38 protein-coding genes are annotated in these 23,170 nt (G+C 67.0%); 28 read left to right on the top strand and 10 right to left on the bottom strand.

Going from position 1 to position 23,170, the window contains the following annotated elements; translation table 11 throughout:
• Positions 1-6: 6 nt before the first annotated feature.
• The 6 genes from FJX73_10860 to FJX73_10835 all read left to right on the top strand — a co-directional run bounded on the left by FJX73_10860 (position 7) and on the right by FJX73_10835 (position 4,148).
• Entirely contained in the window at positions 7-1,191 is a 1,185-nt protein-coding gene (locus FJX73_10860; protein MBM3471273.1) for a type IV pilus twitching motility protein PilT, read from the top strand.
• Positions 1,192-1,199: 8 nt separating this feature from the next.
• A complete protein-coding gene (locus FJX73_10855) occupies positions 1,200-2,417 on the top strand; it encodes a type II secretion system F family protein (protein MBM3471272.1) in 1,218 nt (405 codons plus the stop codon).
• A 69-nt stretch (positions 2,418-2,486) separates the two neighbouring features.
• On the top strand, positions 2,487-2,777 hold the full coding sequence (locus tag FJX73_10850; protein ID MBM3471271.1) for a hypothetical protein: 291 nt from the start codon (positions 2,487-2,489) through the stop codon (positions 2,775-2,777).
• The gene (locus FJX73_10845; GenBank protein MBM3471270.1) at positions 2,759-3,157 is read left to right on the top strand and encodes a type II toxin-antitoxin system PemK/MazF family toxin; all 399 of its coding nucleotides are present in this window, start codon (positions 2,759-2,761) and stop codon (positions 3,155-3,157) included. The genes FJX73_10850 and FJX73_10845 overlap by 19 nt, the downstream gene beginning before the upstream one ends.
• 278 nt (positions 3,158-3,435) lie before the next feature.
• Complete coding sequence (locus FJX73_10840) at positions 3,436-3,714, top strand: type II toxin-antitoxin system prevent-host-death family antitoxin (protein ID MBM3471269.1); 279 nt, start codon at positions 3,436-3,438, stop codon at positions 3,712-3,714.
• Entirely contained in the window at positions 3,711-4,148 is a 438-nt protein-coding gene (locus tag FJX73_10835; GenBank protein MBM3471268.1) for a type II toxin-antitoxin system VapC family toxin, read from the top strand. Before FJX73_10840 ends, FJX73_10835 begins: the two co-directional genes overlap by 4 nt.
• Positions 4,149-4,212: 64 nt before the next feature.
• On the opposite strand, the gene FJX73_10830 is transcribed toward FJX73_10835, so the two are convergent.
• The 4 genes from FJX73_10830 to FJX73_10815 all read right to left on the bottom strand — a co-directional run bounded on the left by FJX73_10830 (position 4,213) and on the right by FJX73_10815 (position 5,661).
• The gene (locus FJX73_10830; GenBank protein ID MBM3471267.1) at positions 4,213-4,401 is read right to left on the bottom strand and encodes a hypothetical protein; all 189 of its coding nucleotides are present in this window, start codon (positions 4,399-4,401) and stop codon (positions 4,213-4,215) included.
• A 76-nt stretch (positions 4,402-4,477) separates the two neighbouring features.
• The gene (locus FJX73_10825; GenBank protein MBM3471266.1) at positions 4,478-5,128 is read right to left on the bottom strand and encodes a DUF86 domain-containing protein; all 651 of its coding nucleotides are present in this window, start codon (positions 5,126-5,128) and stop codon (positions 4,478-4,480) included.
• Complete coding sequence (locus FJX73_10820) at positions 4,896-5,453, bottom strand: nucleotidyltransferase domain-containing protein (protein MBM3471265.1); 558 nt, start codon at positions 5,451-5,453, stop codon at positions 4,896-4,898. Before FJX73_10820 ends, FJX73_10825 begins: the two co-directional genes overlap by 233 nt.
• The gene (locus FJX73_10815) at positions 5,320-5,661 is read right to left on the bottom strand and encodes a type II toxin-antitoxin system RelE/ParE family toxin (protein MBM3471264.1); all 342 of its coding nucleotides are present in this window, start codon (positions 5,659-5,661) and stop codon (positions 5,320-5,322) included. Before FJX73_10815 ends, FJX73_10820 begins: the two co-directional genes overlap by 134 nt.
• 333 nt (positions 5,662-5,994) lie before the next feature.
• Here FJX73_10815 and FJX73_10810 point away from each other — a divergent pair, with 333 nt between their 5' ends.
• The 12 genes from FJX73_10810 (at position 5,995) to FJX73_10755 (ending at position 13,805) form a co-directional block, all read left to right on the top strand.
• Positions 5,995-6,441 carry an AbrB/MazE/SpoVT family DNA-binding domain-containing protein gene (locus tag FJX73_10810; GenBank protein ID MBM3471263.1) on the top strand — a complete coding sequence of 149 codons (447 nt, stop codon included), beginning with the start codon at positions 5,995-5,997 and terminating at the stop codon, positions 6,439-6,441.
• Positions 6,413-6,676 (top strand): hypothetical protein, encoded by a 264-nt coding sequence (locus FJX73_10805; protein MBM3471262.1) that lies wholly within the window; start codon positions 6,413-6,415, stop codon positions 6,674-6,676. The genes FJX73_10810 and FJX73_10805 overlap by 29 nt, the downstream gene beginning before the upstream one ends.
• A gap of 225 nt (positions 6,677-6,901) precedes the next feature.
• Positions 6,902-7,435 carry a hypothetical protein gene (locus FJX73_10800; GenBank protein ID MBM3471261.1) on the top strand — a complete coding sequence of 178 codons (534 nt, stop codon included), beginning with the start codon at positions 6,902-6,904 and terminating at the stop codon, positions 7,433-7,435.
• On the top strand, positions 7,432-7,959 hold the full coding sequence (locus FJX73_10795; GenBank protein ID MBM3471260.1) for a hypothetical protein: 528 nt from the start codon (positions 7,432-7,434) through the stop codon (positions 7,957-7,959). The genes FJX73_10800 and FJX73_10795 overlap by 4 nt, the downstream gene beginning before the upstream one ends.
• A 14-nt stretch (positions 7,960-7,973) precedes the next feature.
• Positions 7,974-8,582: a type II secretion system protein gene (locus FJX73_10790; GenBank protein MBM3471259.1), complete on the top strand. Its 609-nt coding sequence runs from the start codon at positions 7,974-7,976 to the stop codon at positions 8,580-8,582.
• Between the two features lie 10 nt (positions 8,583-8,592).
• A complete protein-coding gene (locus FJX73_10785) occupies positions 8,593-10,311 on the top strand; it encodes a hypothetical protein (protein MBM3471258.1) in 1,719 nt (572 codons plus the stop codon).
• Positions 10,312-10,518: 207 nt separating this feature from the next.
• Positions 10,519-10,941: a type II secretion system protein gene (locus FJX73_10780; protein MBM3471257.1), complete on the top strand. Its 423-nt coding sequence runs from the start codon at positions 10,519-10,521 to the stop codon at positions 10,939-10,941.
• 96 nt (positions 10,942-11,037) lie between these two features.
• On the top strand, positions 11,038-12,447 hold the full coding sequence (locus tag FJX73_10775; GenBank protein MBM3471256.1) for an O-antigen ligase family protein: 1,410 nt from the start codon (positions 11,038-11,040) through the stop codon (positions 12,445-12,447).
• Positions 12,448-12,459: 12 nt separating this feature from the next.
• Positions 12,460-12,903, top strand: coding sequence for a type II secretion system protein (locus tag FJX73_10770; GenBank protein ID MBM3471255.1), 444 nt, complete (start codon positions 12,460-12,462; stop codon positions 12,901-12,903).
• 6 nt (positions 12,904-12,909) lie between these two features.
• Positions 12,910-13,113 carry a hypothetical protein gene (locus FJX73_10765; GenBank protein MBM3471254.1) on the top strand — a complete coding sequence of 68 codons (204 nt, stop codon included), beginning with the start codon at positions 12,910-12,912 and terminating at the stop codon, positions 13,111-13,113.
• A 42-nt stretch (positions 13,114-13,155) separates the two neighbouring features.
• A complete protein-coding gene (locus FJX73_10760; protein MBM3471253.1) occupies positions 13,156-13,377 on the top strand; it encodes a hypothetical protein in 222 nt (73 codons plus the stop codon).
• Complete coding sequence (locus tag FJX73_10755) at positions 13,377-13,805, top strand: putative toxin-antitoxin system toxin component, PIN family (GenBank protein MBM3471252.1); 429 nt, start codon at positions 13,377-13,379, stop codon at positions 13,803-13,805. The genes FJX73_10760 and FJX73_10755 overlap by 1 nt, the downstream gene beginning before the upstream one ends.
• Positions 13,806-14,045: 240 nt before the next feature.
• Here FJX73_10755 and FJX73_10750 read toward each other — a convergent pair whose 3' ends face one another.
• Entirely contained in the window at positions 14,046-14,468 is a 423-nt protein-coding gene (locus FJX73_10750; protein MBM3471251.1) for a nucleotidyltransferase domain-containing protein, read from the bottom strand.
• Positions 14,356-14,628, bottom strand: coding sequence for an AbrB/MazE/SpoVT family DNA-binding domain-containing protein (locus FJX73_10745; protein ID MBM3471250.1), 273 nt, complete (start codon positions 14,626-14,628; stop codon positions 14,356-14,358). Before FJX73_10745 ends, FJX73_10750 begins: the two co-directional genes overlap by 113 nt.
• A 252-nt stretch (positions 14,629-14,880) precedes the next feature.
• Here FJX73_10745 and FJX73_10740 point away from each other — a divergent pair, with 252 nt between their 5' ends.
• Together FJX73_10740 and FJX73_10735 are read left to right on the top strand one after the other, a co-directional pair.
• Positions 14,881-15,096: a hypothetical protein gene (locus FJX73_10740; GenBank protein ID MBM3471249.1), complete on the top strand. Its 216-nt coding sequence runs from the start codon at positions 14,881-14,883 to the stop codon at positions 15,094-15,096.
• A 624-nt stretch (positions 15,097-15,720) separates the two neighbouring features.
• Positions 15,721-15,921 carry a hypothetical protein gene (locus tag FJX73_10735; GenBank protein ID MBM3471248.1) on the top strand — a complete coding sequence of 67 codons (201 nt, stop codon included), beginning with the start codon at positions 15,721-15,723 and terminating at the stop codon, positions 15,919-15,921.
• Between the two features lie 216 nt (positions 15,922-16,137).
• Here the strand turns inward: FJX73_10735 and FJX73_10730 are convergent, their stop codons facing one another.
• On the bottom strand, positions 16,138-16,560 hold the full coding sequence (locus FJX73_10730; protein ID MBM3471247.1) for a type II toxin-antitoxin system VapC family toxin: 423 nt from the start codon (positions 16,558-16,560) through the stop codon (positions 16,138-16,140).
• On the bottom strand, positions 16,557-16,880 hold the full coding sequence (locus FJX73_10725; protein ID MBM3471246.1) for a hypothetical protein: 324 nt from the start codon (positions 16,878-16,880) through the stop codon (positions 16,557-16,559). The genes FJX73_10730 and FJX73_10725 overlap by 4 nt, the downstream gene beginning before the upstream one ends.
• A 141-nt stretch (positions 16,881-17,021) precedes the next feature.
• Between FJX73_10725 and FJX73_10720 the strand changes: the two genes are divergently transcribed.
• The 7 genes from FJX73_10720 (at position 17,022) to FJX73_10690 (ending at position 20,733) form a co-directional block, all read left to right on the top strand.
• Positions 17,022-17,282, top strand: coding sequence for an AbrB/MazE/SpoVT family DNA-binding domain-containing protein (locus tag FJX73_10720; GenBank protein MBM3471245.1), 261 nt, complete (start codon positions 17,022-17,024; stop codon positions 17,280-17,282).
• A 3-nt stretch (positions 17,283-17,285) separates the two neighbouring features.
• Entirely contained in the window at positions 17,286-17,747 is a 462-nt protein-coding gene (locus FJX73_10715) for a type II toxin-antitoxin system VapC family toxin (GenBank protein ID MBM3471244.1), read from the top strand.
• A 67-nt stretch (positions 17,748-17,814) separates the two neighbouring features.
• On the top strand, positions 17,815-18,075 hold the full coding sequence (locus FJX73_10710; protein ID MBM3471243.1) for a hypothetical protein: 261 nt from the start codon (positions 17,815-17,817) through the stop codon (positions 18,073-18,075).
• Positions 18,062-18,406 (top strand): type II toxin-antitoxin system PemK/MazF family toxin, encoded by a 345-nt coding sequence (locus FJX73_10705; GenBank protein ID MBM3471242.1) that lies wholly within the window; start codon positions 18,062-18,064, stop codon positions 18,404-18,406. Before FJX73_10710 ends, FJX73_10705 begins: the two co-directional genes overlap by 14 nt.
• Positions 18,406-19,989, top strand: a complete 1,584-nt coding sequence (locus FJX73_10700; GenBank protein ID MBM3471241.1) for a hypothetical protein — start codon at positions 18,406-18,408, stop codon at positions 19,987-19,989. The genes FJX73_10705 and FJX73_10700 overlap by 1 nt, the downstream gene beginning before the upstream one ends.
• Positions 19,990-20,072: 83 nt before the next feature.
• Positions 20,073-20,279 (top strand): type II toxin-antitoxin system VapB family antitoxin, encoded by a 207-nt coding sequence (locus FJX73_10695; protein MBM3471240.1) that lies wholly within the window; start codon positions 20,073-20,075, stop codon positions 20,277-20,279.
• The gene (locus FJX73_10690; GenBank protein MBM3471239.1) at positions 20,257-20,733 is read left to right on the top strand and encodes a PIN domain nuclease; all 477 of its coding nucleotides are present in this window, start codon (positions 20,257-20,259) and stop codon (positions 20,731-20,733) included. The genes FJX73_10695 and FJX73_10690 overlap by 23 nt, the downstream gene beginning before the upstream one ends.
• Before the next feature lie 53 nt (positions 20,734-20,786).
• On the opposite strand, the gene FJX73_10685 is transcribed toward FJX73_10690, so the two are convergent.
• Both FJX73_10685 and FJX73_10680 read right to left on the bottom strand, forming a co-directional pair.
• Complete coding sequence (locus tag FJX73_10685) at positions 20,787-21,608, bottom strand: hypothetical protein (GenBank protein ID MBM3471238.1); 822 nt, start codon at positions 21,606-21,608, stop codon at positions 20,787-20,789.
• Entirely contained in the window at positions 21,415-22,224 is an 810-nt protein-coding gene (locus FJX73_10680; GenBank protein ID MBM3471237.1) for a nucleotidyl transferase AbiEii/AbiGii toxin family protein, read from the bottom strand. The genes FJX73_10685 and FJX73_10680 overlap by 194 nt, the downstream gene beginning before the upstream one ends.
• 2 nt (positions 22,225-22,226) lie before the next feature.
• Here FJX73_10680 and FJX73_10675 point away from each other — a divergent pair, with 2 nt between their 5' ends.
• The gene (locus tag FJX73_10675; protein MBM3471236.1) at positions 22,227-23,153 is read left to right on the top strand and encodes a glycosyltransferase family 2 protein; all 927 of its coding nucleotides are present in this window, start codon (positions 22,227-22,229) and stop codon (positions 23,151-23,153) included.
• The last annotated feature ends 17 nt before the right edge of the window (positions 23,154-23,170 follow it).

Below are 23,170 nucleotides of genomic sequence, written 5' to 3'. Positions count from 1 at the left end.
GCTGTCATGCACATCGAGGATCTGCTGCGCGAGGTTGTTACAGCCCAGGCGTCGGACCTGCACCTGACCTCCGGGATCAAGCCCACGATGCGCCTGTGGGGCCGGCTGGCGCCGATGGAGCACCACGAGATCCTCTCCGCCGAGGACACATTCCAGCTCGGCTACAGCATGCTCAACACCTTCCAGAAGCAGAAGTTCGAGAAGTTCTGGGAACTCGACCTGTCCTACGGCGTGCCCGGGCTGGGCCGCTTCCGGGTCAACATCTACCGGCAGCGGGGCGCGGTGGGAATCGCCATCCGCGTGATTCCGATGACGATCCCGACGGTGGAGGTCCTGAACCTCCCGCCGGCCCTGAAGGAGCTGACCCGAAAGCCCCGCGGGCTGGTGCTGGTAACCGGTCCCACCGGCCACGGCAAGTCCACGACGCTGGCCTCGATGATTGACTTCATCAACAGCGAGCGCAGCGCCCACATCGTGACCGTGGAGGACCCGATCGAGTACCTCCACCAGCACAGGAAGAGCATCGTCAACCAGCGAGAGCTGGGGTTCGACACGCAGTCGTTCCCGGCGGCGCTGCGCGCCGTGCTGCGCGAGGATCCAAACGTGGTGCTGATCGGTGAGATGCGCGACCTGGAGACGATCTCTGCGGCCTTGACGATCGCCGAGACCGGCCACCTGGTCTTTGCCACGCTGCACACGGCCAACGCCGCACAGTCCATAGACCGGATCATTGACGTCTTCCCGCCCTACCAGCAGCAGCAGATCCGCATTCAGATCTCGATGGTGCTCGAGTCGGTGATCTCGCAGCAACTGCTCCCCAACGCGCGGTACAAGGGGCGGGTAGACGCTCGGCCGGCGGCGGGGAGGCCGCGGTTGGGCGGCGCCGGCGGGCAGAGCTGGCCCACCCTGGACGAGATCGGGCGTATCCCGGCCGTGGAGATCATGCTGGCCACGCCGGCGATCCGCAACCTGGTACGGGAGTCCAAGACGCACCAGATCGAGACGGCGATCCAGACCGGCGGGCAGTACGGGATGCAGACGATGGACCAATCGCTCCGAGACCTGTGCCTGCGCAAGATGATCACGATGGAGGACGCGCTCAGCCGGGCCATCCACAGTGAGGAGCTGCGCAAGATGATCAGAGAGGGCGGCGGCGACGTCGAACACGCCGGCCGCAACACGAGGGGGTAGGCGCCGCCATGGCAGTGTTCCGGTACAGCGCCAAGGACAACACCGGGCGCCTGATCTCGGGCGTCATCGAGGCCGACAGTGACGCCATGGTCGTGGACCGGCTCCGCGACATGGGCTTCTTCATCACGCACCTCGAGCGGACGGTCGAGCGCGCCGACATCTTCGAGTCGCTGCAGGGACTCTTCGGCATAGGGTTGAAGGACCTGGCGATCTTCAGCCGGCAGTTCGCGACCATGGTGAACGCGGGTCTGTCGCTGGTGAGGACGCTCACGATCCTGGAGCAGCAATCCGGCAACAAGCGCCTTCGGGCGATCGTCGCCGAGGTGCGCTCGGACGTGGAGGCCGGCCGGCCGCTCTCGGACGCGATGGGGCGGCACCCCAAGGCGTTCTCCTCGCTCTACGTCAACATGGTGAAGGCAGGCGAGACCGGTGGCGTGCTCGACGAGGTTCTCAACCGCGTCGCCGTCTATCTGGAGAAGGAGCAGGCGCTGCGCTCCAAGATCAAGTCGGCGATGGTCTATCCCGTGCTGCTGACCGCGGCGTCGCTGGGCGGCCTGTTCTTCATGACGATCGTGATCCTGCCCCAGTTCGAGAACATGTTCAAGGAGCTGGGCGGGTCTGGACAGCTCCCGCTACCCACCCAGATAGCGATGGCATTCAGCGTGGCGCTCCGATCGTACTGGTACGTGATCTTTGCGGTTGCCGCCGTGGTGATCTACGCGCTGCGTCGCTACCTGCAGACCCCCACGGGACGGGCGCGCTACGACCGCTTCAAGCTGAAGATGCCGGTGCTGGGCGAATTGAACCGCAAGATCGTGGTCGCCCGGTTCACCCGCACGCTGGGCACCCTGATTGCCAGCGGCGTGCCGATCATGCAGTCACTCGAGGTGGTCTCCAAGGCGATTGACAACACGGTCATAGGCAACGCGATTGACGCGGTGCGCACCAGCATCCGCGAGGGCCAGACGATCGCCATACCGCTGCAGTTCTCGGGCGTCTTCCCGCCGATGGTGGTGCAGATGGCCAAGGTGGGAGAGGAGACCGGCGCGCTCGAGCAGATGCTGGAGAAGGTGGCCGACTTCTACGACGTCGAGATCGAGGCCATGGTGGCCGGACTGACCTCGATGCTGGAGCCGATCCTGATCATCTTCATGGGCGTGGTCGTGGGCGCGATGGTGATCTCGCTCTACATGCCGATCTTCCAGTTGGCGACAGGGGTGCGGTAGGGAACGCGTGGGGTGAGGCATTGACACACCAGTTCCGGGGGTTACTATTGGGTGTAAGGGGTGGGTACAATGCCGAGAGCGGTCACCCCACGTGCGAAGAAGCGGACGTTCTATCTTCACACCGATGTGCTCGGTGCCATCGAAGCCCTTGTGCGCGCAGGCCGGGCTCCCAGCCAGAACGCGCTGATCGAGAACCTCGTGCGGCGCAGCTTGGGTCGTTTCCTCCGGGAACAACGCGAGGTGGTGCTCCGCGTGGCCTATGCCGCCGCCATGCAGGATGCCCAGTATCGAGCCACACAGGACTCCGTTGAACGGGATTTCGATGCTCTGGACCGGGAGACCTGGGGGGCGGCTGTCTGAGGTCATTGCGGCGGCGCTGGGCGTTGGTTGAGGTCGCGCCTGACCCAGCGGAGGGTCACGAGCAAGCTGGTAGTCGCCCTGCGCTCGTCGTCAGCAACGAGCCGTTCAACGAGACATCTGGCCTACTCACGGTCCTTCCGGTCACCAGCATGAAAGAACGACGACAGCCGCAACGTTGGGAGATTCTGCTTCCGTCGGCCGCGGCGGGGAACCCGCTGGACAGCATAATCCTGCCCCAGCAGATGCGCACGGTCTCAGCAGCGCGCGTCCGGCGGGTCTTTGGCCGCCTCACCGATCCCGTGCTCCGCCGTGAGGTTGCGAACAAGGTGCTCCTGCACCTCGGATTCGAGAACCTCGACGACCTGGCGGACGAACCCTAATCTGACCCTGCCAGGCGCGCGGCCGGATAGTTCTGGGGTCAACCTTCGGACCTTCGGGTTTTTCTGTAGCGTTTCAGGTCCCGGCGGTCCCCGCTCCACGCCGCTTGTTGTACCTTGCGCCTGCTCGCTGGGCTTTCGATGCTGCCCTCTGGCGCGTGCCACCATGACGCGCTTCAGGTTTTCGTTTAGTCGAATCGCGCCAGGGGCCCAGTGGCCCTTGCGGGGCGGCCGTGCTATGATGATGTAGTGATAAGCACTACTCTGGAGGATGTCCCCCCATGCGATTGGGCCTGCGCGAGGCGAACCAGGGGTTCTCGAAGGCGATTCGCGCCGTGCGCACCGGGCAAGAGGTCGTCCTCACCGAGCGGGGGCGGCCGATCGCTGTTATCAGCCCTCTGCGGGCGCTCGGGAACGGTGGGGTGACGCTGGATCGGCTGGTGCGGGCGGGGTTTGTGGAGGCCGCGGAGCGGGAGGGCCGTATGCCATCGGCCAGACCGGTGGCAGCCAAGGGTAAGCCCCTGTCCCGCATCGTGCGTGAAGAGCGGGACAGGCGGTGAGCGTCCCGCGCTGGGCCTACGCGGACACCAGCGTCCTGGTGAAGCGCTACGTGCGCGAGCCGGGATCCTCCGAGGCCGGGCGCCTGACGTCCGCGCACGATCTCGTCACATCGCGCCTGGCGCGGGTGGAGATCATCTCCGCCCTGTACACCAAGCACCGCGGCGGGACGCTGCCGGACCGGAGCCTGGCGACAGCCCTTGAGCGGTGTGCCGACGAACGTCGGTGGTGGACCCTCGTGGAGCTGGCGCCCGTCGTACTTTCCCGTGCCGAGGACGTCATCAGGCGGATCCCGACGCGGACGGCCGACGCCATCCACATCGCCTCGGCCCTCTTCTTCAAGGATGCCACGGGAACCGACGTTCCGTTCCTGACCTCAGATGCCCGGCAGCGATCGAGCGCCGAGGCAGTAGGACTCCGAGTGCTGTGGGTGTGAGGCTGGCCGGCACCGGCCAGACCGCGCTCGATCCACCCCCCAGCCCCCAGGCTGGGGTCAGCCTTCAGACTTCGCGGTCCCCGCCGGCGACAGGTTCCTCAACCAGGCCGGCATCCTTCTCGGCCCGGGCCTCCAGAATACCCTGGATGAACCCAAAGGGAAGATCCGGGTTCTCTTCGGCAATCAAGGCGATCTCGATGTATCGCCGCGCCTGCTCGCTGGGCTTTCGATGCTGCCCTCTGGCGCGTGCCACTATGACGCGCTTCAGATCATCGTTTATGCGAATGCTCAGAGCCGCCCCGACCCCGTAGGCGAGCCGCGATCGCCGGCTACGGGATCGTGTCCAGGAACCGCTGCAGGTGGCCCAGGTAGGTAGGGATGTCCACCAATGCCCGTCCTGCCGCCTCGTAGACCTGGTGTGGGTCAATGTCGTTGTACTCGTGGGCAAGGCGATTGCGCAGGCCGGCGGCATGCGCGATCTGCCGCGCGAAGTCCGGCGGCAGGACTTTCGTCTCGGCCATTCTGAGGAACGACTCAAAGAAGTCCCGCGGCGCTGTGCCGCCCATCTCCACCGCGACGTGATAGTTGACGTCGAGCATCCGGCCGATCATGCGCTCCAGCAGGCGCTCCGTGGCGAGCTGAACGTGCAACTGGGCCAGGTAATCGTCTTCCGGCAGATCGGCCAGTTGGCGCAGGCGCACCAGGTCCTCGGCGATCAGCGTGCTCTTTCGGATGAGCACTTCGCGGTCAATCGGCACGGCGCAGCCTCTCGACCAGCCGCCGCGTTGCCGCCTCCTCGATACGGAGGTAGGGGAGGTACTCGCTGTAGCGTCGGAACGCGTAAACGCGGTGCCGGCGGAACTCGACCTCGTCGCCGTGCAGCAGCACCCCCGTCTCGAAGATCTTCTTGAGGAACAGGGGGTCGGCTTGATGCATGAGCGAGACGTCAACTTCGACTCCGGGGAAGATCCCTGCGAGATCTGCGATCAGGGCGGACAGCGCTCCGACGGGAACCTCCGCGCCGGGGGAGGGGAGGACGGCAAGGTCGAGATCGCTATCGGGGTGGTCCTTACCGGTCACGCGCGATCCAAAGGCAACGATCAGGCGTAGGCCATGCTTCTCGGCGACGCCCGTGAGGTCCCGCGCCTGCTGTCCGCTGATGTGCATCGGCTCACCGTCGCCATGGTAGCATGCACGACCCCGGGGGTGCCAGGGAACCCTGCCTCTCCAGCGCCCGGGTGACCAGGTCGCGCACCTCTCCGTACATGTCGCGCCGGTGACGGATCGCGAGGATCCAGATCTCATCCCCGACCACCCGGTAGATAGCCCGGTGGTCCCCGACGCGCAGCTTCCAGTACCCCTTCAGGGTGCCGCGCAGGGGGACACCATACCGCTCCGGGGCGGTGCATAGGCGGGTTTCCACCGCCCGGGCGATACGCTCTCGGACCTCGGGGCTGATCGCTGCGAGATCATCCCGGGCCACCGCTGGGTGGTAGAGGAGGCGGTAGGTCATCCGGCCGGGTCAGCGGCGTGGTGCACCGGCCCAGACCTGACGGTGCGACAGCGCGGCCCGACGGCGGAACGTGCGTTCCGGCTGCTCCGCCAGCGCTACGAGGGCAGCGTCCTCCTCGTCCTCCAGCGCCCGGGTGACCAGGTCGCGCACCTTCGCGGACATCGAGATGCCGTCCCGCCGCGCCAGGCGCCTAACGGCGTCGCGAAGCGGCCGCTCGAGGTGGACCAGCCCTCGTTTCGGTGAGCGGGTACTTGACGGTCCTCGGGGAGACCCGTAGGATACACTCAAGAAGTAAGAATACCCAGAAGTTGGTCAAGGAGGCCATGACCGGTCATGCCGTTGGTTCGCGTAGGGCCGAAGCGCCAGATCACGATTCCAAAGGTGATCTCGAGCCGCCTTCGCTTGGAGCCAGGCGATCTGGTGGAGGTTCAGGCGAAGGGAGGTCAGGTGCTCCTCACCCCCAAGCGCGTGGTAGACCGGGCTCCCGCACCGTCACTGAGCCATGTGGAGCAGCGTCTCCTGAATTCGGCAGGTACAAAGACCAGGCGGATTCGGGCGGACGTGCGTGGGTCAAAGGGGCTAACCGATGACGAGGTGGCTGTGGCGGTGAAGTCGGGACTCATCCCCGGCGACCAGGCGTGGTGGTGGCATGAGCGATGGCAGCGGCGGGAGCGTGAAGCGGAACGCGACCTCCGGGCCGGGAAGGTCACGCGGTACCGATCCGCAGAGGCTCTGATCAGGGAACTCCACGATGCCGCTCAGGTTCGTCGCAGGGCGTAGGTTCTTCGACGACTACGCCGACCTGCCGCCGGAAATCCAGCGTCGGGTTGACCGGGCGCTGCGGCGGCTGGCGGAGAATCCGGGTCACCCGTCTTTGCGCCTCCGCAAGATGGAAGGACTCCCGGACATCTGGGAGGTGCGCGTCACCTCGGCCTATCGCCTGACCTGTCGCATTGAAGGAGATGCCTGTATCCTGCGCCGGGTCGGCACGCACGAGATCTTCCGAAAGCCGTAGGCGATCTCTTCCAGGGGCCGGTCAATCGGCACGGCGGAACTCGACCTCGTCCCCGCGCAGCAGCACCCCCGTGCCTGCTGTCCGCTACGGAGCCCGGCCTCCCGGCCCGTGACCAGGAGGAGCCTTCGGGTGGGTGTCGAACCGCCCGCTTGGAGCGGAAGAACAGCATAGGACTCATGACGGGCAGCACAGGGCCGGAGATCAGCCGGAGGTCGGTCGGCGTCTGTGTCCGTATCCCCAGGGCGGCGGGGCTTCAGCTTCCTCGATGGACTGATCGCCATCGCGGTGATCGCCGCTGTGCTGGGCCTTGCCGTCCCCGGCTACCTCGGCTATATCGCCCGGCGCCAGATTCAGAACGCCGCATTCCTCCTCCAGGGAGACCTCCGCCTGGCCCAGCAGGCCGCGATCGCCCAGTCAGGCGACGGCCCTCGGGTAGAGGTCTGCCTCCGGCCTGACGGCTACGACATCTACAGGGTGGCGTTCAGATCGCCGGTGGATCGGAACCCGGCCGACTTGGAGCGAGGACCGACCGTGAAGGTCGCCAATGCCGGGCAGGAATACCGCGGTGGGATTGGCATGAACCTGACCCCGGGAGACCTTCCCTGTCTGATTGACGACGAGCGCGTTGCCCTGGCGTTTGCCGGTTCTGGGGCTCCGTATCCCGACGGCGCCCGGCGCTCGGTGCAACTGGGATTCCGCGGACAGACCCTCGTCGTGGACGTGGAGCCCGGCACCGGCCTGGCAACGGTGCGGCCATGAGGAGTTGCACGAGGGGCTTCTCGTTCCTGGAGGTCATGATCGCGGCCCTCCTGGTCTCCGGAGCCCTCGTCGCCTCCCTCCGACTGACCGTGGCCGTCCTGGGGGTCGTGGGTAAGAACCCGGCAGGTGCAGCCGCTTCGTCCGAGCAGAAGCCCGCGCGGCTGCGGTCAGTCGCCGCATCGTGGACCCAGGCCGAACTGGAGTTCATCAGGCAGATCGGCTTCGACAACGCGTGCGCCCCATCGGCCGGGTCGTGTGTGATCGAGTTTCCGCGCAACTGCGTGGGGGAGGATTCACCAGCCCCGTCGCCGTATGACGTAGGCCCGCTCCCGCCGCCTGACTTCCGGGTCGTCCGGATCTGCGTTACATGGGACCCCAAGACACCCGTGATGCCCAACCCCGATAACTCATCGGAGGAGTTGTCCCTGCTCCGGCTCGTCAGGGTTGACGTGTTCCGCGACGAGGCGGACTGCCCGGCCCGGCCCGTGGTCACGGCGTACACGTCGCTGAGCCGGCGAAGGTGAGGAGGACCATGCGCATGCCCCCGCGGACGCGAGGCCGGCGAGGGATCGCCCTCCTGGAGATCTTGGTGGCGCTCTCGGTCTTCTCGCTGGCGCTGCTGGCCATCTTCGCGGCGTTCAAGGCCGCCATGGTGGGCTGGCAGGTCGCCCAGCAGGTCACCTCTGAGCAGCAGGGCGCACGCGCGCTCCTCGAGTGGCTCTCCCGCCGCGTGCGGTTGGTGGGCGTCGGGTACGTCGAGGCACCAGGGAGCCCTGCGATCAACCACGGGAGCGGGAGCGAGATCCGCTTCTGGGCCGATGCAGACGGTGACGGAACAGCGGAGTGCCACCAGGTCTACCTGAGGGGTGGAGTAGTCTACGAGCGGACGAGCACATCGGACTGCACCTCCGGGGTGGAGCGGCCGCTCACCTCCGGGCTGGAGGCAGGCCGGCTGGAGGTCACCTCGCTTGCTCTCACCTACTTCGACGCCTCGACGGTCGGCGACCCGCGGCTGCCGGTGCCGCTGTCCGACCCTGACCGCTACCTGGTCAGGCGGATCGAGATCGCCGTCGGCTTCCGTGGCCTGCGCCCCGGCCAGGCGCCGTTTGCCTTGTCCACCCAGTCCGTCATCAGGAGGGAGAGGTAGGGGTGCGAAGATGAGAGCCGCTGGTGGCCTTCGGGCTCCGGGAGGCCTGCACCGCGCGGAATCCGGGATGGCGCTTCTCACGGCAATCGTCGTGACGTTGGTGATGGCCATGCTCACCGTGGCCGTGGCCAACCTCGCCCTGTCTGAGTATGCGGCCGCGGTGACCAGCGAGCAGGCCGTGCAGGCGTTCTTCGTCGCCGAGGGAGGCCTGGAAAGGGCCCAGGCCGTCCTTCGGACAGACCCCGACTGGAGCGACGGCAGCGGGGCCGACGCGGCCTATGCATCGGCGTCAGGTACGCCCTGGCTGCCCCTGACCGACGCCGCCTACGACGGGGCGGCCCGGGACAAGCCTTTCCCCCCGCTGGGACTGGCGCCGCTGGGGGCCTACAGCATCTACATCCGGCGGATGAGTGCCAACCCCAGCGATTCCATCAACGTCAACAGCATCCAGGTGCGGGTCATCGGCCGCGTCGGCCGGGCCGCGCGCACCGTGGAGTTCGAGGCCCGCCGCCTGACCGCATCGGATTTCGTCACGTACTCGGCGCAGGACATGCTGATTGACGAGGGTGGAGGCAACGTCACCGTGCACGGTTCGATCTATGTGCGCGGCGACCTGGGGTTGAAGGCGGTCCGGACCGGCGTCTACAACGACCGTCCGCTGTTCAGCACCGACCGCCAGCCCTACCCGAACCAGCTGTACGTTCGTGGCCTCCTGGACATGTCCACGGGAAACTCCACTGTTGGGACGCAGACGCAGCCCATGTGGGGGGTGCACGCCGAGCGCCTCGATCTGCGCCGCGACGGCAGGCAGAACCTTTGGGCATACCAGGTAGACAACCTTGTGCCGGACATCCCCTACCCGGACGTGGCAGGTTACGTGAGCGCGCTGGTGGCGTCGGGCGGCTACGGCAACGCGGTGCAGGGCGGCCAACTCGTCGTTTGCAGAGAGGGCAGCGCGTCACCGATTGTCCAGCCGGACCTGGTCCTATCCGCCGGCGGCGCCATCTTCTATCTCCCCACGAAGGCGTACTGGACATCGCTGCTCGAGCCGAAGCAGTGCGACTTCGCCACCGGCGGGGTCGCTGATCCCGCAAACCACATTCTGAAGTGGGAGCCGCGGCTGGGCAGCCAGCCCGGGCTGCTCACCTTCAACTCCACCGTTCGGGACCTGCCGGTCCTGATCAGGGGCCGCCTGGGCATAGCCAAGGATGTGGTGTACTCAGGGACCGGGACTGTCGTGGTGGACTACCCGGCGGCCAGTGTGTGGGCCATGGACTCGGGCGGGACCGGCAGGGATCCCACAGGAGCCCCTGGCAGCAACGTCACCGGCCCCTGTACCGGCTCGTGGAGCTGCAGTATCCTGGCCCGGCAGCGGGCCTCAGAGCGTACCACCTGTGGGGCGTCGCCGCCCACGACCATGCCGGCGCAGGACCTGGCCGTCTTCATCGTCAACGGGAGCGTGCGGCTGTACGGGTCTGCCAACTCGTGCGACCAGGAGATCAACGCCGTTATCGTGGCCGGCGCGCGGGACGACCCGGTGCACAGGTTCTTGTCGCTGAAGAAGGTGCAGGTCTACGGGGTTGTGATGGCCAACAAGCTGGACACGTCGCAGAACCCCGACTTCTTCCAGGTACCAGACCTGCCGAACTACCTGCCCTTCCCGCTGGCCCAGCTCCTGGGGGGAAGCGGCGGCGCGGTGGTCCACAGGAACTGGAAGGAGCTCTACTAGGGAGACCCGCACTGCGCCGCCTGTCTAGGACACGCGCGGCGTGGGCATAACTAGGAATAGCGGCGCGCGGTGGACGATGTCGGGAAGCGGGAGGTGATGGGCGGAGCCAGACGGTCGGAGAGCAAGAGGATCATGACCCCCTGGTATGATTGTTGTTGATACGCAGTGCAGGCGAGGAGAGAGATCTCCAAGGAGGGATAGGCGATGATGAAGTACTTCTGGAAGAAGAGGGGGGAGCGCGGCTTCACGCTGATCGAGCTGGTCGTCGTGCTCGCTATCCTCGGAATCCTGATTGCCCTGGCGGTACCCCGGTACCTCGGCGCCCGCCGCAATGCCTTCGTCGCAGAAGGCGACAACCTGCTGCAGGAACTGAAGACCATGTCCTGGGCCTACTACCAGCAGTACAGCACGTTTACGGGCATCACCCTGGCCGCCGTGGGATTCCAGGCGCCCGACGACGCCACCGCGTCGTGCTGGGACATCGCCTATGGCGCCATAACACCAACAACCGTGGCGATGATAGGCACTGGCGACAGCACACCGGTGAAGTGCACTCCCATCGACGGCACGACCATCACGGTCACGCTCAACGGCGGAGGCGCGTCCACCAGATCGCTGGTGTTCCCGTAGGCACCTGAAGGGACTCAGCAACGAGGGTTCCAGGCCGGGGGCCCGGATGCCGGGTCCCCGGCGCTTTGTGGGGTCGAATCGTCGAGGAGACCCGGCTTGATCACCGGCACACCAGGATCCAGGTCCGATCTCCCCTCTGCGGCGCTGCGCTGGCTGCTCGTCGTGAGCATCGCCCTGATCCCCCTCCTGTTCGATCCCCTCGAGCCAGGGCGCACGCTGGTTGTGGCGAAGCGGAACGCCGTATGGGCTGTCGGCGGCCTTGCGGCGTTGCTGTCGACACTGCGGTGGATGCTCGACCGCCGCTTATCGCCTCGGATGGACCTGCGCATCACGCTGCCTGCCCTGGCCGCCGTCCTGGGGCTGGCCACCTGGCACGCGGCGAACCCGCACATCTCATTCTGGGGAGGGCGGTACCGCGGGGAGGGCCTGGTCACGCTCGTCTGCTACCTGGTGGTGGCCGTTGCAACGGCTCACGAACTCAGGGACGCTCCCGGGTTCCAGCGCGCCTGGCGCGGAGCCCTGCTTGTCGGCGCAGCCGGCAACGCGCTCTACGCGCTGGTGCAGTTCTCCGGGCTGGACCCTGTGTGGGGTTTCTACGGCTACCTGAGGCCGTTCGCGATGCAGGGTAACGCCGCATTCCTGGCCGGGTACCTGGGCATGGCAGTCATGGTCGCAGCATCCGGCGCGGTTGCCGCGGGCAGCCGGGCTGCGAGGGCAGGGATGGTGCTCCTTGCCGGTTTCCTGTTCGTTGGGCTTCTGGTAACTGGTTCGCGCGCCGCATGGGTCGCGTCGTGGCTGGGGATTGCGCTGCTTGCCGCGGTGGTCCTCGCGCGGCATGGAGCACCGCAGCGCAGGTGGGCTGCCGCGGTTGGGGCGGTGATGCTCGGGCTGACCGTCCTGTATACGGCGCAGGCCTGGCCGTTCGCCCGCACCATTGACGAGAAGGTGCTGGCCCGGGTAGCGGCGGACGGCCAGACGCTCCGGCGCGTGCCAGGTGAGGTCCACCCGGACGCACGCGGGCCGGCGCAGCGGCTGGCGATGACGCTGGAGCACGGCGGCGGCATGGCCGTGCGGCTGACGGTCTGGCGGGGCGCGGTCGCCGGCTGGATGCGCCGGCCCTGGCTCGGGCAGGGCCTGGACTCCTTCCGGTACTTCCCGAATCTGCGCGATCAGAGGGAGGCCCGGCTGTACGCCGGACGGACGCTCCCTGCAATGTTCCACTATGACAGGGTGCACAACGAGTTGCTGGAGATGGCCGTCGCTGCAGGGATCCTTGGGCTGGCAGCGTACCTCTGGGTGCTCGCTGCGTTTCTGGTCCCGTCGCTGCGAGCGGCGGCCGGCGGGGATCTACTGGCCGCGGGCGCGGCTGCCGGTGCACTGTCATACCTGCTTGCGCTTCAAGTTCAGCCCGGGTTCCTGGGGTCGTCGTTCGTCTTCTGGTCGCTGCTCGGCTTCGGCGCTGCCCGTGCGCGGTCCAGCGCGCCGGTCATCCAGGCCGAGCCCTAGAACCGGGAACTCATGAGGCTGCGAATATGGCCCAGGGCCGGAACTCGCCGTAGCGCTGGAGAGCAAGGATTCACGCTGATGGAGATCCTCGTCGTGTTCGCGGTCATCGGCATTCTTCTCGGGTTCGCAATGGTGAGGTACGTCGGTGTGAGGCGCACCGCATTCGTGGCCGAGGCCGACGAGTCCCTCGGCGACCATCCTGGGTTTTCACAGGCCCGAAGACGCGGTCGGATGCTGGGACTGCGGCCTGGCGGCCGATGGAACGGCGACCGAGATCCAAATCCAGGCAACCGGCGATGCAACGCCGCTCAAGTGCCTTCCCGTGAACGGTGCGACGGTGACTCTCACCGTGAATGGGGACGGGTCGTCCGCGAGGAACGTGGCCTACCCGTGATTGCGCGGCTGTTCTACGGATCCTCTCGCCTGACACCCAGCCGGTCGAAGTCCTCGTCGTAGGAGTAGATGCGGCGGTCCCGCCGCCCGCCGTCCGGCGGCGACACCCTGGCGCACCTGTGCCCAACGCTCGGGTCGCTCCCGCGGCGCAACCGAGGCGAATCGCTCAAGGAACCCCGCCCGCACCGGGCGCAGGATCGCCTCGCCCCGCCGGACCTCGAACTCCACAACATCCGCCGCGTGGATGCCGAGGCGGTCGCTGCTCCCGGGTAATGACAGTTTGACAGAAAGAACGAAATACCCTATGATGAATTCATGACGCGAAAGAAGACTACCGTCTACATAGATGAGGGCCTGCTGCGCCTCACCAAGATAGCCGCGGTGCGCACCGGCAAGAAGGAGTACCAGGTCGTCGAGGAAGCCTTGCGGGGCCACCTCGGGATCGAGGCCGTCACCAGGGCATGGAAGGGCAGTGAACTGAGTGAAGACGAGGCGCTCGCCCTGGCCTACGACGAGCTCCACGCATCGAGGGAGTAGTGCGCCGGGCGGTTCTGGATCCCGGCGTACTGGTCGCCTCCCTCATCTCAGGAAAGGGCGCTCCAGCAGGACTGCTCCTGGCCTGGATGGAGGGGCAGTTCGACCTGATCGTCTCGCCGCGCCTTCTGCGGGAACTCGGCCGCGTTCTGGCAAGGCCGAAGTTCCGCAGGTACGTCAGCGAGGACGATGCGGCGGTCTACGTTGATCTCCTCCGCCGGATGGCCACCACCGCCGAAGACCCCCCTGACGCCCACGGGATTTCGCCGGACCCCGGCGACGACTACCTCGTGGCGCTGGCGCGGGTTACGGGCGCCGATTTCCTCGTCTCCGGCGATGCGCATCTCCTCGGTCAGGAGAGCCCACGGCCGCCTGTGCTCACACCGCGCGCCTTCCTGGATAGGATGAAGAGGGAGGCCCCGGGCCTCTGAGCTGGCTTGAGGCCCGGTCGGCCCCTGTATCACCTGGGAAGAGGTGGCGCACCAGCCGGACGGCGTCCGCGTATGACTGACCGGCGGCCCGTATCCCTGCTCGCCTCACACACGCCGCATCAGCCGCGCTGATTGCGGCGTGCAAGGAAAGCAACGCGGCAGTGTCCCACCGCTCAAGGGCCAGCAGTTCCTTTGCTGACCGCGGGTGCTGGGGGCCTGCCGCCTGTCCTTGGTTTCCGCTCACCCATCGGCTGTCACGCCCGCCAGGATGTCCGCGATCGGCTGGCCTGCCACGACCCGACCGTGCGCGAGAACGCTGGAGACCAGAGGATCTCTGCGTGCCGCCCGGGCGCGGAACTCATCCTGTCCGATGACAAGGAAGGACACCGCGCGGCCGTGCCGTTCGTGCAGGGCGCCGTGCCGGGCACGGACGGCTTCCTCGACCAGCGCGCAATCCCCGCCGGGGCCCACGATGACGGCCAGATCCACGTCGCTTGCCGGAGTATCCGTCTTGCGGGCTGCGCTGCCGTAGAGGATGACGGAGGCGGTGTCACGGCCGCCGAGGGCGGCGCAGACCTCCTGGCCCAGGGACTCGGCCCAGCCCTGCTCCGCGCGGAAGGCAGGCAGCAGGACGTCGCTGATGAGAAGGGGGTCCAGCCTCAGTCAGCAGGCCTCTCCGGCTGCGCAGGGCGCAGGATCGCCCGCCCTGCCGGACCTCGAACTCCACAACATCCGCCGCGTGGATGCCCAGGCGGTCGCGCACGGACTTTGGGATGGTGACCTGGCCCTTTGCGGTTACGACGGTTACGACGGAATAGGCCAAGGGAAGTGCAGCCCTGGGCTTGACAGTCTCCGCGGGGGCCGGCTCAGTCTTGACTGCCTTTCAGGCGGGCGACCGCGAACGTGAGGGCCCTCAGCCGGAGGCGGACACTCATGACCATCAGAGAGCATCTCCATCGGCTCGTAGACGAACTGCCCGAGAGCCGGGCGGGCGCAGCCGAAAAGCTGCTGCGAGCGCTGAAGGCTGGGGCGTCAATTGACCCTGTAGACCTGGCCCTGACGATCGCTCCCGAGGATGACGAGCCTGAAACGCCAGAAGAGGCTGCCGCCGTCCAAGAAGCCCGCGGGGAGAGTGAGACTATCCCCCACGGTGAAGTGCTTCGTCGGGCGGCTGCGAGGGTATGAGGTTGAATGGCGGCTTCGCGTTGGCGATTGGCGCGTTCGATTCTCCGTGTCCGGCGGCCAGATCGTGATCCTGCGCGTGCTGCCCCGCAGCGCGGCGTATCGGTAGTCATCTCGACCCACACCAGCTAGCCGCCCAGCAGCCAGAGGAACACCGCTGCCGGCGCCGGTCACGGTTCCTCTCGCCTGACATCCGTCCGGTCCATGACTTAGGCCTCGTGCAGCACCGCTCTGTGTGGGACGCGGATCGCGCGCATCTCGAGGATCTGAGAACTGAGCCTCTGGTTGACGGGCGCCGCTGGAACCGGCAGGGTGTTACTGGGTAACACCGAGGAGGGATCAGAACGGAGGAGGATCTCCAGCGGCTGCTTGACAAGGTCGCGACCGGATGGAGGCGGGGCGGTGCGTGATCCGAGTCCCGGAACGCCGGGTCCGTGACGCTCTTGCCGAGGTCCGAGCGGTTTCCTCACTCGTGAGGCCTTCGGCCAGGATCTCAGCTGATTTCCTCGTAACGGGAGACAAGACACCTGCGGCCCCTCGAGGCTTTCGAGGGTGTCCGGATCGTGACACCGCACTAGACTCCTTGACCACCTCGCAGGGGGCGGAGGAGGCAGCGGTCTATAGCAGGCATGGGGTTGGTTGGGCGGGCTCCCGACCAGCGCCACGTGGTACAATCGGGCACAGGGGAGCAGTCCGATAGTCCCTGTGCGTATGGTAGCAGGAGGTCTTTGCCGTGCAGACCATGCGAGAGAGCCTGAAGTCGTTGATCGACAACCTGAGCGAGAAGGAAATCATCGGCCTGTGGCGGATCGCCGCAAGCATGCGCCGGCCCGATGATCTCACTCCCGAGGAAGCGACTCTTGCCGACAAGGCCCTGAGTGAGATCGCCGCCGGTGAGTTCGCCGACTGGGAGGACGTCAAGCGTGCCATTTAGGCTCAGGCTGTCGCGCCAAGCGCGGCGGTACCTGGAACGAGCCGACGCTGAAACACGGCGTCGGCTCGTTGACGCCCTGGACGAGATCAGGTAGACGTCGCCCTCATCAGCCCACGGGGCGACGTCTACTGACCGCCTGCAAAGCCCGCGACGCGCCACCGCGTCCAAAGGCACCGCTCGGGACCGTCCCCCGGGCGTGACCGGGGCAGGTCCCGCTCATGAGGATTCCAGGGCTGGGTGGCGGACCGGATGCCCGTGCTGGGCGGCGTTCCGGATGATCCGTTCGTCCAGCGTATAGAGCGGGCAGCCTTCCTCAAGCGCCAGCGCCAGGTACGCCGCGTCGTGGGTGCGCGATACCCCCAGCGCCCGGGCCGGGTGCAGGGACCTGATGTGGAGGTCGCGCGGGGTGCGCAGCGTGACCCGCAGGCGCAGCGCCTCGATTAGGGCCACTTCGGCATGCTCGGGCGAGATGTGCCCGCCTGCTTCAGGCCGTCGGATGGCGGTTGCAACCTCGAACGGCAGCAGGTGGGGGGCAACGACTTCGGTGAGTCCCCGCATCCAAGCGCGAACTTCGGCGTGGTAGGACTGTCCCGGGAGCACGGCCCGCACCACCACAGAAGCGTCCAGGACGGCCCTCACTGCGGGTCCCCAGGGCCGCCCGCTGCGGCATCCGCGGCCCGCTCATCCCGCGCTGTCTCGATGGCCTCAACGATGGACCGGGCCCCAACCGACGTGCCGGCGGCCGCCAGGCGGGCCACGGTTGGGCCGGTGGCCTCGATCCAGGCGCGGGGAGCCAGCGTGCCCTCATGGGCCCTGGTGTCCTCCAGAAACCGCCTCACTGCCTCGCGGACAATCGCACTGACCCCCGGGGGCACGGAGAAAGCCTGCCGGTACTCATCGAGCTCTCGCTGGAGTCCCCCACCAAGGTATATCGTCGTTTCTGGACGGCTCTTTCGCACTTGAGCATCACCGCAGTCACTATATCATATACGTGGACTACATGGAATAGATGGGCAAGATTGGTCGGTATCCGGAGGAAAGAGACCCGGCACACTTGACCAGATCGGTAATACCCCATACTATTTCCCTGGTGATATGCCATGGGTAATGCAGATAGGCAGACCGCCTACCCAGCCAGGCTCACTCAGAAGTCGCAGGTCGGCGTCCCGGCCGCGGTGCGCGAGCAGCTGGCGCTCAAGCCCGGAGACCGGGGCGTGTGGATCCTGCGTGAGGACGAGGCCGTCTTGGTCAGCACCCGCCGCTACGCCGAGATGACGGCGGGTATCCTCGCAGGCACCTACGGCCGCAGCCCGGAAGAGATCCGCGGCTACCTCGATCGGGAACGCGAAGGGTGGCCGTAGGGGGTGAGGGCCGACACGGAGCGTTTCCTGGACGCGCTTCGGCCTCACACCGTGGTTGCGGTGGACTCCGACATCCTCATCTACCACCTGGAGGGTCTGGCATCATACGTGGATCTCACGATGGCGCTCTTGACCCGCCTGGCCGAGGAGGAGTTCCGCCTGGTCGTCTCAACGGTGTCGGTCGGTGAGATTCTGGCCGGTCCGCGCCTGGCACGGGACGAGGCGAAGGCGGCGCGGGCAGCGGCGTTCCTCCGCGGGCTACCCAATGCGACCCTGGCCGATGTCACAGTGCCGATCGCCGAACGGGCGGCCCGGCTCCGGGCGCTCGGCCTGCGCATGCCGGACGCGCTGGTCCTGGGCACGGTCATGGTGCACGGCGCAGGCGCGCTCGTCACAAACGGCCCTGTCTTCCGGAGGCCGATCCCCGATACTCCAGAGGTTATCCTGCTGGATGACTACGTGTAGGCCGATTGACACCGAAGTGTCTTTGTGACAATCTGTCGCTAAAGGACGAGTTTCATGGGGGGCAGATATGCCGCGGATCGCGGACTCGGCCTCGAAGCGGCCCAGGATCAGCATTGATGTCACACCCGAAGTCCGCAGGCGTCTCCGGGTGGTGGCGGCGCAGCGCGACCTTACGATACGCGAGTACGTGCTGGCGGCCATCGAGGAGCGGCTCCGTGAAGACCTGAGCGATGACGTGAGGGCCACGCTCGGTATGACCGCCGCGGCCGATCCGGTGCTGGCGGATCTGTGGGACAACCCGCAGGACACGGCCTATGATCGTCTGTGATCGGGGTGACGTCGTTCTAGTAGGGTTCGTGTTCGCCGATGAGGCGGGGAGGAAACTGCGCCCCGCCGTCGTGGTCAGCGCGCGCGCCTATCACCAGGCCCGGCGCGACCTCATCGTAGCCGCCATCACCAGCAACGTGCACCGCCGGCTTCCCGGCGATCACCTGATCGCAGGGTGGAAGGAAGCCGGGCTGCTCTTTCCGTCCGTAGCGACGGGGATCGTCCGCACCATCAAGGGGGACATGGTGCACCGGAAGCTGGGTTCCATGCCGAAGGCGGACATGGAAGCGATCGGCCGCGATCTGCGGTGGTCGCTCGATCTCGAGCAGTGATGACGCATTCAGGGATCGCGAAGTACGAGACCGCGCTGGCAGCCGCGGTCGTCATCCTGGCCGCCGGGTTGCGGCTGTGGGGGCTGACCGCGAAATCGCTATGGTTCGACGAGACCATCAGCGTCTTCCTGGCCGCTCAACCGCTGGAGCGCCTGCTGGCTCAGGTGGCCACCAATGATGTGCACCCTCCGCTGCACTACCTGCTGCTGCACTTCTGGATGGCGCTCTTCGGCAGCGGCGAGGCCGCGGTGCGGTCGCTCTCTGTTCTGATCAGCGTGCCGGTGGCCGCCGTGACATGGACCTTTGGCCGGCGCCTGGTTGGGGCGGGCCCGGCGCTGTTCGCCGCGCTGCTGGTGGCCGCCTCACCGTCGCAGGTGGCAGCCGGACAGGAGGCCCGCATGTACGGGCTGCTCACGCTGACCGCCCTGCTCTCGTGGTGGGCGCTGTGGGCCGCGGCAGCCGCCGGCAACATCCACGGGGATCGAGGCGTCATCGGGAGCCGCAAGGCGTGGGCCACCTATACGGTCGTTACCGCGGCGATGCTGTATTCCCACTACTTCGGCCTCTTCGTCGTGACCTCGCAGGTGGTCTACCTGGTCTGGCTGCGTCCGGCGTCGGCGGGCGCATGGCGGCGCCGGATTCTTGGCGTACTCACGGCGGTGCTCCTGTTCCTGCCGTGGCTGCCGGCGCTGGGCCTGCAGCTCTCAGGCGGCCGGGCGTGGCCCGAGCACCGGCAGCCGCTATCCTGGAACCTCCCTGTGGACACTCTTGCCGCGATGACCGTGGGCCGGCCGGTAATCGGGCCGGTCACCGGGCCCGTGGGTCCGGGCGGTGTGAAGGTTGCGCCGCTGGATGGCGACCGGGAGCCGGTTCGGGTGACCGGAGCGCTGGCCTTCCTGGGCTTCGCCATGGCTTTGGCACTGGCCGCACTTGGCGCCGTGTACCGAAGGATTCCGTGGGATGCCCGGGTGCTGCTCCTCTGCGCCGGCCTGCTGCCGCTGGCCATGGCGCTGGGCGCCTCGCTTGTGCGCAATATCTACGCGCCGCACTACCTGCTTTTCATTGTGCCTCCGGTGGCGCTGCTGGTGGCCGCAGGGGCCGCGGCATTGGCGGCCGGCCCGAAGCGGCTGCTGCGGGCCGCGGGCCTGCTGCTGCCGGTGCTCGTGCTCGTACCGAACGCCGCAGGCACGCTGGCATTCTACTGCCAGCCCCGCCTCGATGTCTTCGACTGGCGCCTGGTCTCGCGCACGCTCGCCGCGCAGGCGCGCCCCGATGACGCGATCGCATTTTTGCCTGGGTTCTCGCGGATACCGGTGAACTACTACTTCCGAGGTCCGCAGCCGCGCGTCGTGTTGACGCCGCGGGGCGAGAGGGACGTCGAGGGGCCGGGTGGCGCGCGCCTGCGGCAGGTCGCCGACGCTCTGGCGCAGCACCAGCGCGTGTGGATCCTGACCGTGCCGCCGGTGCCGCCGTCGGTCGGGGTGCTGGTCGGCGCGCTGGGCGAGCGGGGCTTCGCGGTAACCCGTCAGGAGGCCATCAACATGGCGCGGCTGATCCTGCTGGAGCGAGGCGCGGCCCGATGAGGTCAGGCGGGACGGACTCCCGTGTTCCGTCCGGCCACGGCATGGTGATGGTGTATGATTAGGTGTATCGGGAGGTGTATGCCGTGCCGCGCATGATGGTGACGATTGACGACGCGCTGCTTGCCGAGGCGCGGCGGCTGACGGGTGCCCGCACGAAGCGGGAGACCATTGAGATCGCGCTTCGAGAAGCCGTCCGGCGACGCAAGCTCGCGGAGCTCGCCGCGATGGCGGGCCGGGTTGACATCCGGCTCACGCGACGGCGGCTCGATGCAATGCGCACCGAGCGGTGAAGCACGATCCCGTGTCGTCGGTTGCGCAGCCGGTAGAGGGTCGGAGATGAGCTTCCTGATAGACACCTCGGCCTGGATTGAATTCTTCAAGCCGCGCGGTCACCCACAGGTCAAACGCCGCGTGGCTGCGGCGTTGGCCGAGGGCCTTGTTGTGACGGCGTCGCCTGTCGTGGTGGAACTGCTGGCCGGGTTGGATGAGCGCCTTCCGGCCCATGCTGCGGCAGTCGAACGGATCCGGGCAATGGAGTTGCTCGATGCCTCGTGGGAGGCGTGCGCCGCCGCCGCGGGCGTCGCCCGTGCCCTGAACCGTCGAGGTCAGCGGGTGCCCACGGTGGATCTCATGATCGCGGGGATCGTCCGCGCCCGGGATTGCGAGATCTGGCATGCGGGAGACCGGCACTTCGCCTTGATCGAGCGGGCAGGCGGTCCAAGGCAGCGTGACGTCTCTGACTAGCTCTCTGCCTCGCCGCGCGCGTACAGCGCCTTCTCACGGCCTGGCCACTGGGGTCATCTGGCCCTCTCCCGACTTCTCCGTCTGAGCGCCTCCAGACGTGCCGAGGCATGTTCACGCATGTTCCTGTAGGGAATCTGCTCCACCCACTCAGCGGCGCGGCGAAAGCTGAACTTCTCGCCGAAGTCGATCTCCGGAAAGTGCGCGAAGCGCCTCCCCCTCCTGCTCGATAGGTACAGGGAATCCACCAGCGCTTTCTCGGGGCTGGCAATGAGGAACTCCTGCCGGCCCCGGTACCAGTCGAAGCCGGCGAAGAAGCGCGGATGGATGCGATGGAAGGAGTAGGATCCCGCCGGCGTCCTTCTGATCCTAGGGTGCCCGGTCGTGGCGACATAGACGATTTGCGGGATCTGCTCGATGAGCCCGTGAAGATTCAGGGCAGAGAAGAAGGAGACATACGCCTGGTGACCCCCGGCCAGGTAGGGTACCAACGCTAGAGGCGTGAACCGCGGATCGGTCGGGACGCACCAGATGCCCCGCGCCGGACTTACGAGCAGGCCCTGTCGTTCCATCCGCCTCAGCGCCTGGCTCGTGGCCGAGACCGAGCCGCCGCGAACCGCCGCGATCTCCCGGGTCGTGAACACCGGTCGGCCGATGGCCTGGATGGCCTGTGGGACGGAGATCCTACCGATCATCCTGAGCCCTCTGCTCAAGAAGGGCGACAGCACGAAGCCGGATCTCGTCCCAGACCTGACTCGAATCATGCGCGGCTCGATCCTCGGGCCCGAGGAAGGCCACGACGGTGTCCCGGTACTGCTCGTAGCCCACCGCGAAGACCCTCTCGCGGGCGACTTGGGCCACTGATAGTGGGATTCCATCCGCGAGATTGACGTTCGCGATTTCCGGGTGCGTGCTGAGCATGTAGAGGTCGAAGATGTCCCTCCCTTGCACCTGATGCCTGGAAGCCAGGGCTCGAATCTTCTGGCGGACCGCGGCAAGCGCCGTGTAGTGAGGCACGATCAGGGGAGTCATGCGGTAGGCGGCAAGCACTGAGGCCGAGACGGCTTCCGATCGGAGCGGCGAGTCCAACCCGCGTCTCGAGAACTCGACTTTGGTAGACAGGTCTTCCCCTGCGGTCGTGATGAGGTGCACCTTGAATCGCTGCACGGTTTCGGTTTGCTTGGCGCGCGAGATGGCTGGAGGCTCGACGCGCTCGATCCCGAAGGTCCGCAGGGTATAGGCCAGTGCGGAGGAGGTGAGGATCGCCATGACCTTGTCGCGCAGCACGTGCACCTCGAGGCCGGCCGCATCGAGGTCCATGTCTTCGGAGTATCGGATGCTGCCGAAGAAGAAGCGGAGATTACCCCCACCTTTCAAGACAAACATCGTCAGAGGCACCGAGCGGGCGAACGCCCGCAGGAACGCCAGGTGAAAGATCTCCCGTTTCTGGAGAGGGTCGAAGGTCACATTATGCATTCTAACGCGTATTTTCATAAATTCAAGTACATAATAAAACCTCCGAGACAGAGACAAGGTTCAAAGGCGGCAGGCGCCAGGGCCCCGCGTGCGGCGCAGGAATCGGTTCCGGAGAGACGAAGCCGGCAGGAGTGGCCGTCTGGATCGTGCTCCCCGCGTACAACGAAGCCGCCGGGCTGCCGCCGCTGCTGGAAGCAATCGAGGCCCTCGGCAGGCGGCTTGCGGACATGGCGGCCGTGCGTGTCGTCGTGGTGGACGACGGCAGCACCGATGGGACCGGCGATGCCGCGCAGAGCTTCTCCGGCCGCATTCCCCTGACCGTGCTGGTTCACCCCGAGAACCGTGGCCTGGCCGCCGCGATCCGCACCGGCCTGGAGTACGCCTGGCGCGAGGCCGCTCAGTCAGGGCCGCAGGGCATCATCATCACAATGGACGCCGACAACACCCACTCGCCCGACCAGATTCCGGCGATGCTCGATGCGATGCGCGGCGGGGCCGACGTGGTCATCGCGTCGCGCTTCCAGCAGGGTGCGTTCCAGGCCGGGGTGCCTCCACACCGGGCGCTGCTCAGCGTCGGGGTGGGCTGGCTGCTGCGTCTGCGCTTCGGGCTGCCCGGGGTCCGCGACTACTCGTGCGGGTACCGCGCCTACCGCGCCGGTCTGCTGGGGCAGGCGCTGGCGGCCTACGGGCCGCGCCTGATCGAGTCGGCCGGGTTCGTGGTGATGACCGAGCTGCTGGTCAAGCTCGCGGCCTTCCGGCCGCGCATCGTTGAGGTGCCGCTCGACCTGCGGTACGACCGCAAGGCCGGCCGCAGCAAGATGCCCGCGGTCAGGACCATACTCGGCTACCTGCGGCTCATCGCCACACGATCGCCCCGGGTTCCTGGGTCTCCTCCGGCTTCCGGGCCTCCCCCGGTCTCCGGATCTCCCCCGGAGGGGACGCGCTGAACGAGCTCCGCGGCCTC

The sequence above is a fragment of the Armatimonadota bacterium genome (genome assembly GCA_016869025.1).
Classification (GTDB): domain Bacteria; phylum Sysuimicrobiota; class Sysuimicrobiia; order Sysuimicrobiales; family Humicultoraceae; genus VGFA01.
This window is presented reverse-complemented; position numbering and strand designations above follow the sequence as displayed.

Bases quoted from the DNA above. Each gene is read 5' to 3' on its own strand.
- FJX73_10815 (MBM3471264.1), bottom strand. From the start codon at position 5,661: ATGACCTACCGCCTCCTCTACCACCCAGCGGTGGCCCGGGATGATCTC.
- FJX73_10700 (MBM3471241.1), top strand. From the start codon at position 18,406: ATGACGCATTCAGGGATCGCGAAGTACGAGACCGCGCTGGCAGCCGCG.
- FJX73_10790 (MBM3471259.1), top strand. From the start codon at position 7,974: ATGCCCCCGCGGACGCGAGGCCGGCGAGGGATCGCCCTCCTGGAGATC.
- FJX73_10740 (MBM3471249.1), top strand. From the start codon at position 14,881: ATGACGAGCCTGAAACGCCAGAAGAGGCTGCCGCCGTCCAAGAAGCCC.
- FJX73_10765 (MBM3471254.1), top strand. From the start codon at position 12,910: ATGCGGCGGTCCCGCCGCCCGCCGTCCGGCGGCGACACCCTGGCGCAC.
- FJX73_10840 (MBM3471269.1), top strand. From the start codon at position 3,436: ATGCGATTGGGCCTGCGCGAGGCGAACCAGGGGTTCTCGAAGGCGATT.
- FJX73_10705 (MBM3471242.1), top strand. From the start codon at position 18,062: ATGATCGTCTGTGATCGGGGTGACGTCGTTCTAGTAGGGTTCGTGTTC.
- FJX73_10780 (MBM3471257.1), top strand. From the start codon at position 10,519: ATGAAGTACTTCTGGAAGAAGAGGGGGGAGCGCGGCTTCACGCTGATC.
- FJX73_10850 (MBM3471271.1), top strand. From the start codon at position 2,487: ATGCCGAGAGCGGTCACCCCACGTGCGAAGAAGCGGACGTTCTATCTT.
- FJX73_10770 (MBM3471255.1), top strand. From the start codon at position 12,460: ATGAGGCTGCGAATATGGCCCAGGGCCGGAACTCGCCGTAGCGCTGGA.
- FJX73_10720 (MBM3471245.1), top strand. From the start codon at position 17,022: ATGGGTAATGCAGATAGGCAGACCGCCTACCCAGCCAGGCTCACTCAG.
- FJX73_10680 (MBM3471237.1), bottom strand. From the start codon at position 22,224: ATGAAAATACGCGTTAGAATGCATAATGTGACCTTCGACCCTCTCCAG.
- FJX73_10855 (MBM3471272.1), top strand. From the start codon at position 1,200: ATGGCAGTGTTCCGGTACAGCGCCAAGGACAACACCGGGCGCCTGATC.
- FJX73_10710 (MBM3471243.1), top strand. From the start codon at position 17,815: ATGCCGCGGATCGCGGACTCGGCCTCGAAGCGGCCCAGGATCAGCATT.
- FJX73_10820 (MBM3471265.1), bottom strand. From the start codon at position 5,453: ATGAGATCTGGATCCTCGCGATCCGTCACCGGCGCGACATGTACGGAG.
- FJX73_10690 (MBM3471239.1), top strand. From the start codon at position 20,257: ATGCAATGCGCACCGAGCGGTGAAGCACGATCCCGTGTCGTCGGTTGC.
- FJX73_10785 (MBM3471258.1), top strand. From the start codon at position 8,593: ATGAGAGCCGCTGGTGGCCTTCGGGCTCCGGGAGGCCTGCACCGCGCG.
- FJX73_10805 (MBM3471262.1), top strand. From the start codon at position 6,413: ATGCCGCTCAGGTTCGTCGCAGGGCGTAGGTTCTTCGACGACTACGCC.
- FJX73_10795 (MBM3471260.1), top strand. From the start codon at position 7,432: ATGAGGAGTTGCACGAGGGGCTTCTCGTTCCTGGAGGTCATGATCGCG.
- FJX73_10810 (MBM3471263.1), top strand. From the start codon at position 5,995: ATGCCGTTGGTTCGCGTAGGGCCGAAGCGCCAGATCACGATTCCAAAG.
- FJX73_10685 (MBM3471238.1), bottom strand. From the start codon at position 21,608: ATGGAATCCCACTATCAGTGGCCCAAGTCGCCCGCGAGAGGGTCTTCG.
- FJX73_10860 (MBM3471273.1), top strand. From the start codon at position 7: ATGCACATCGAGGATCTGCTGCGCGAGGTTGTTACAGCCCAGGCGTCG.
- FJX73_10760 (MBM3471253.1), top strand. From the start codon at position 13,156: ATGACGCGAAAGAAGACTACCGTCTACATAGATGAGGGCCTGCTGCGC.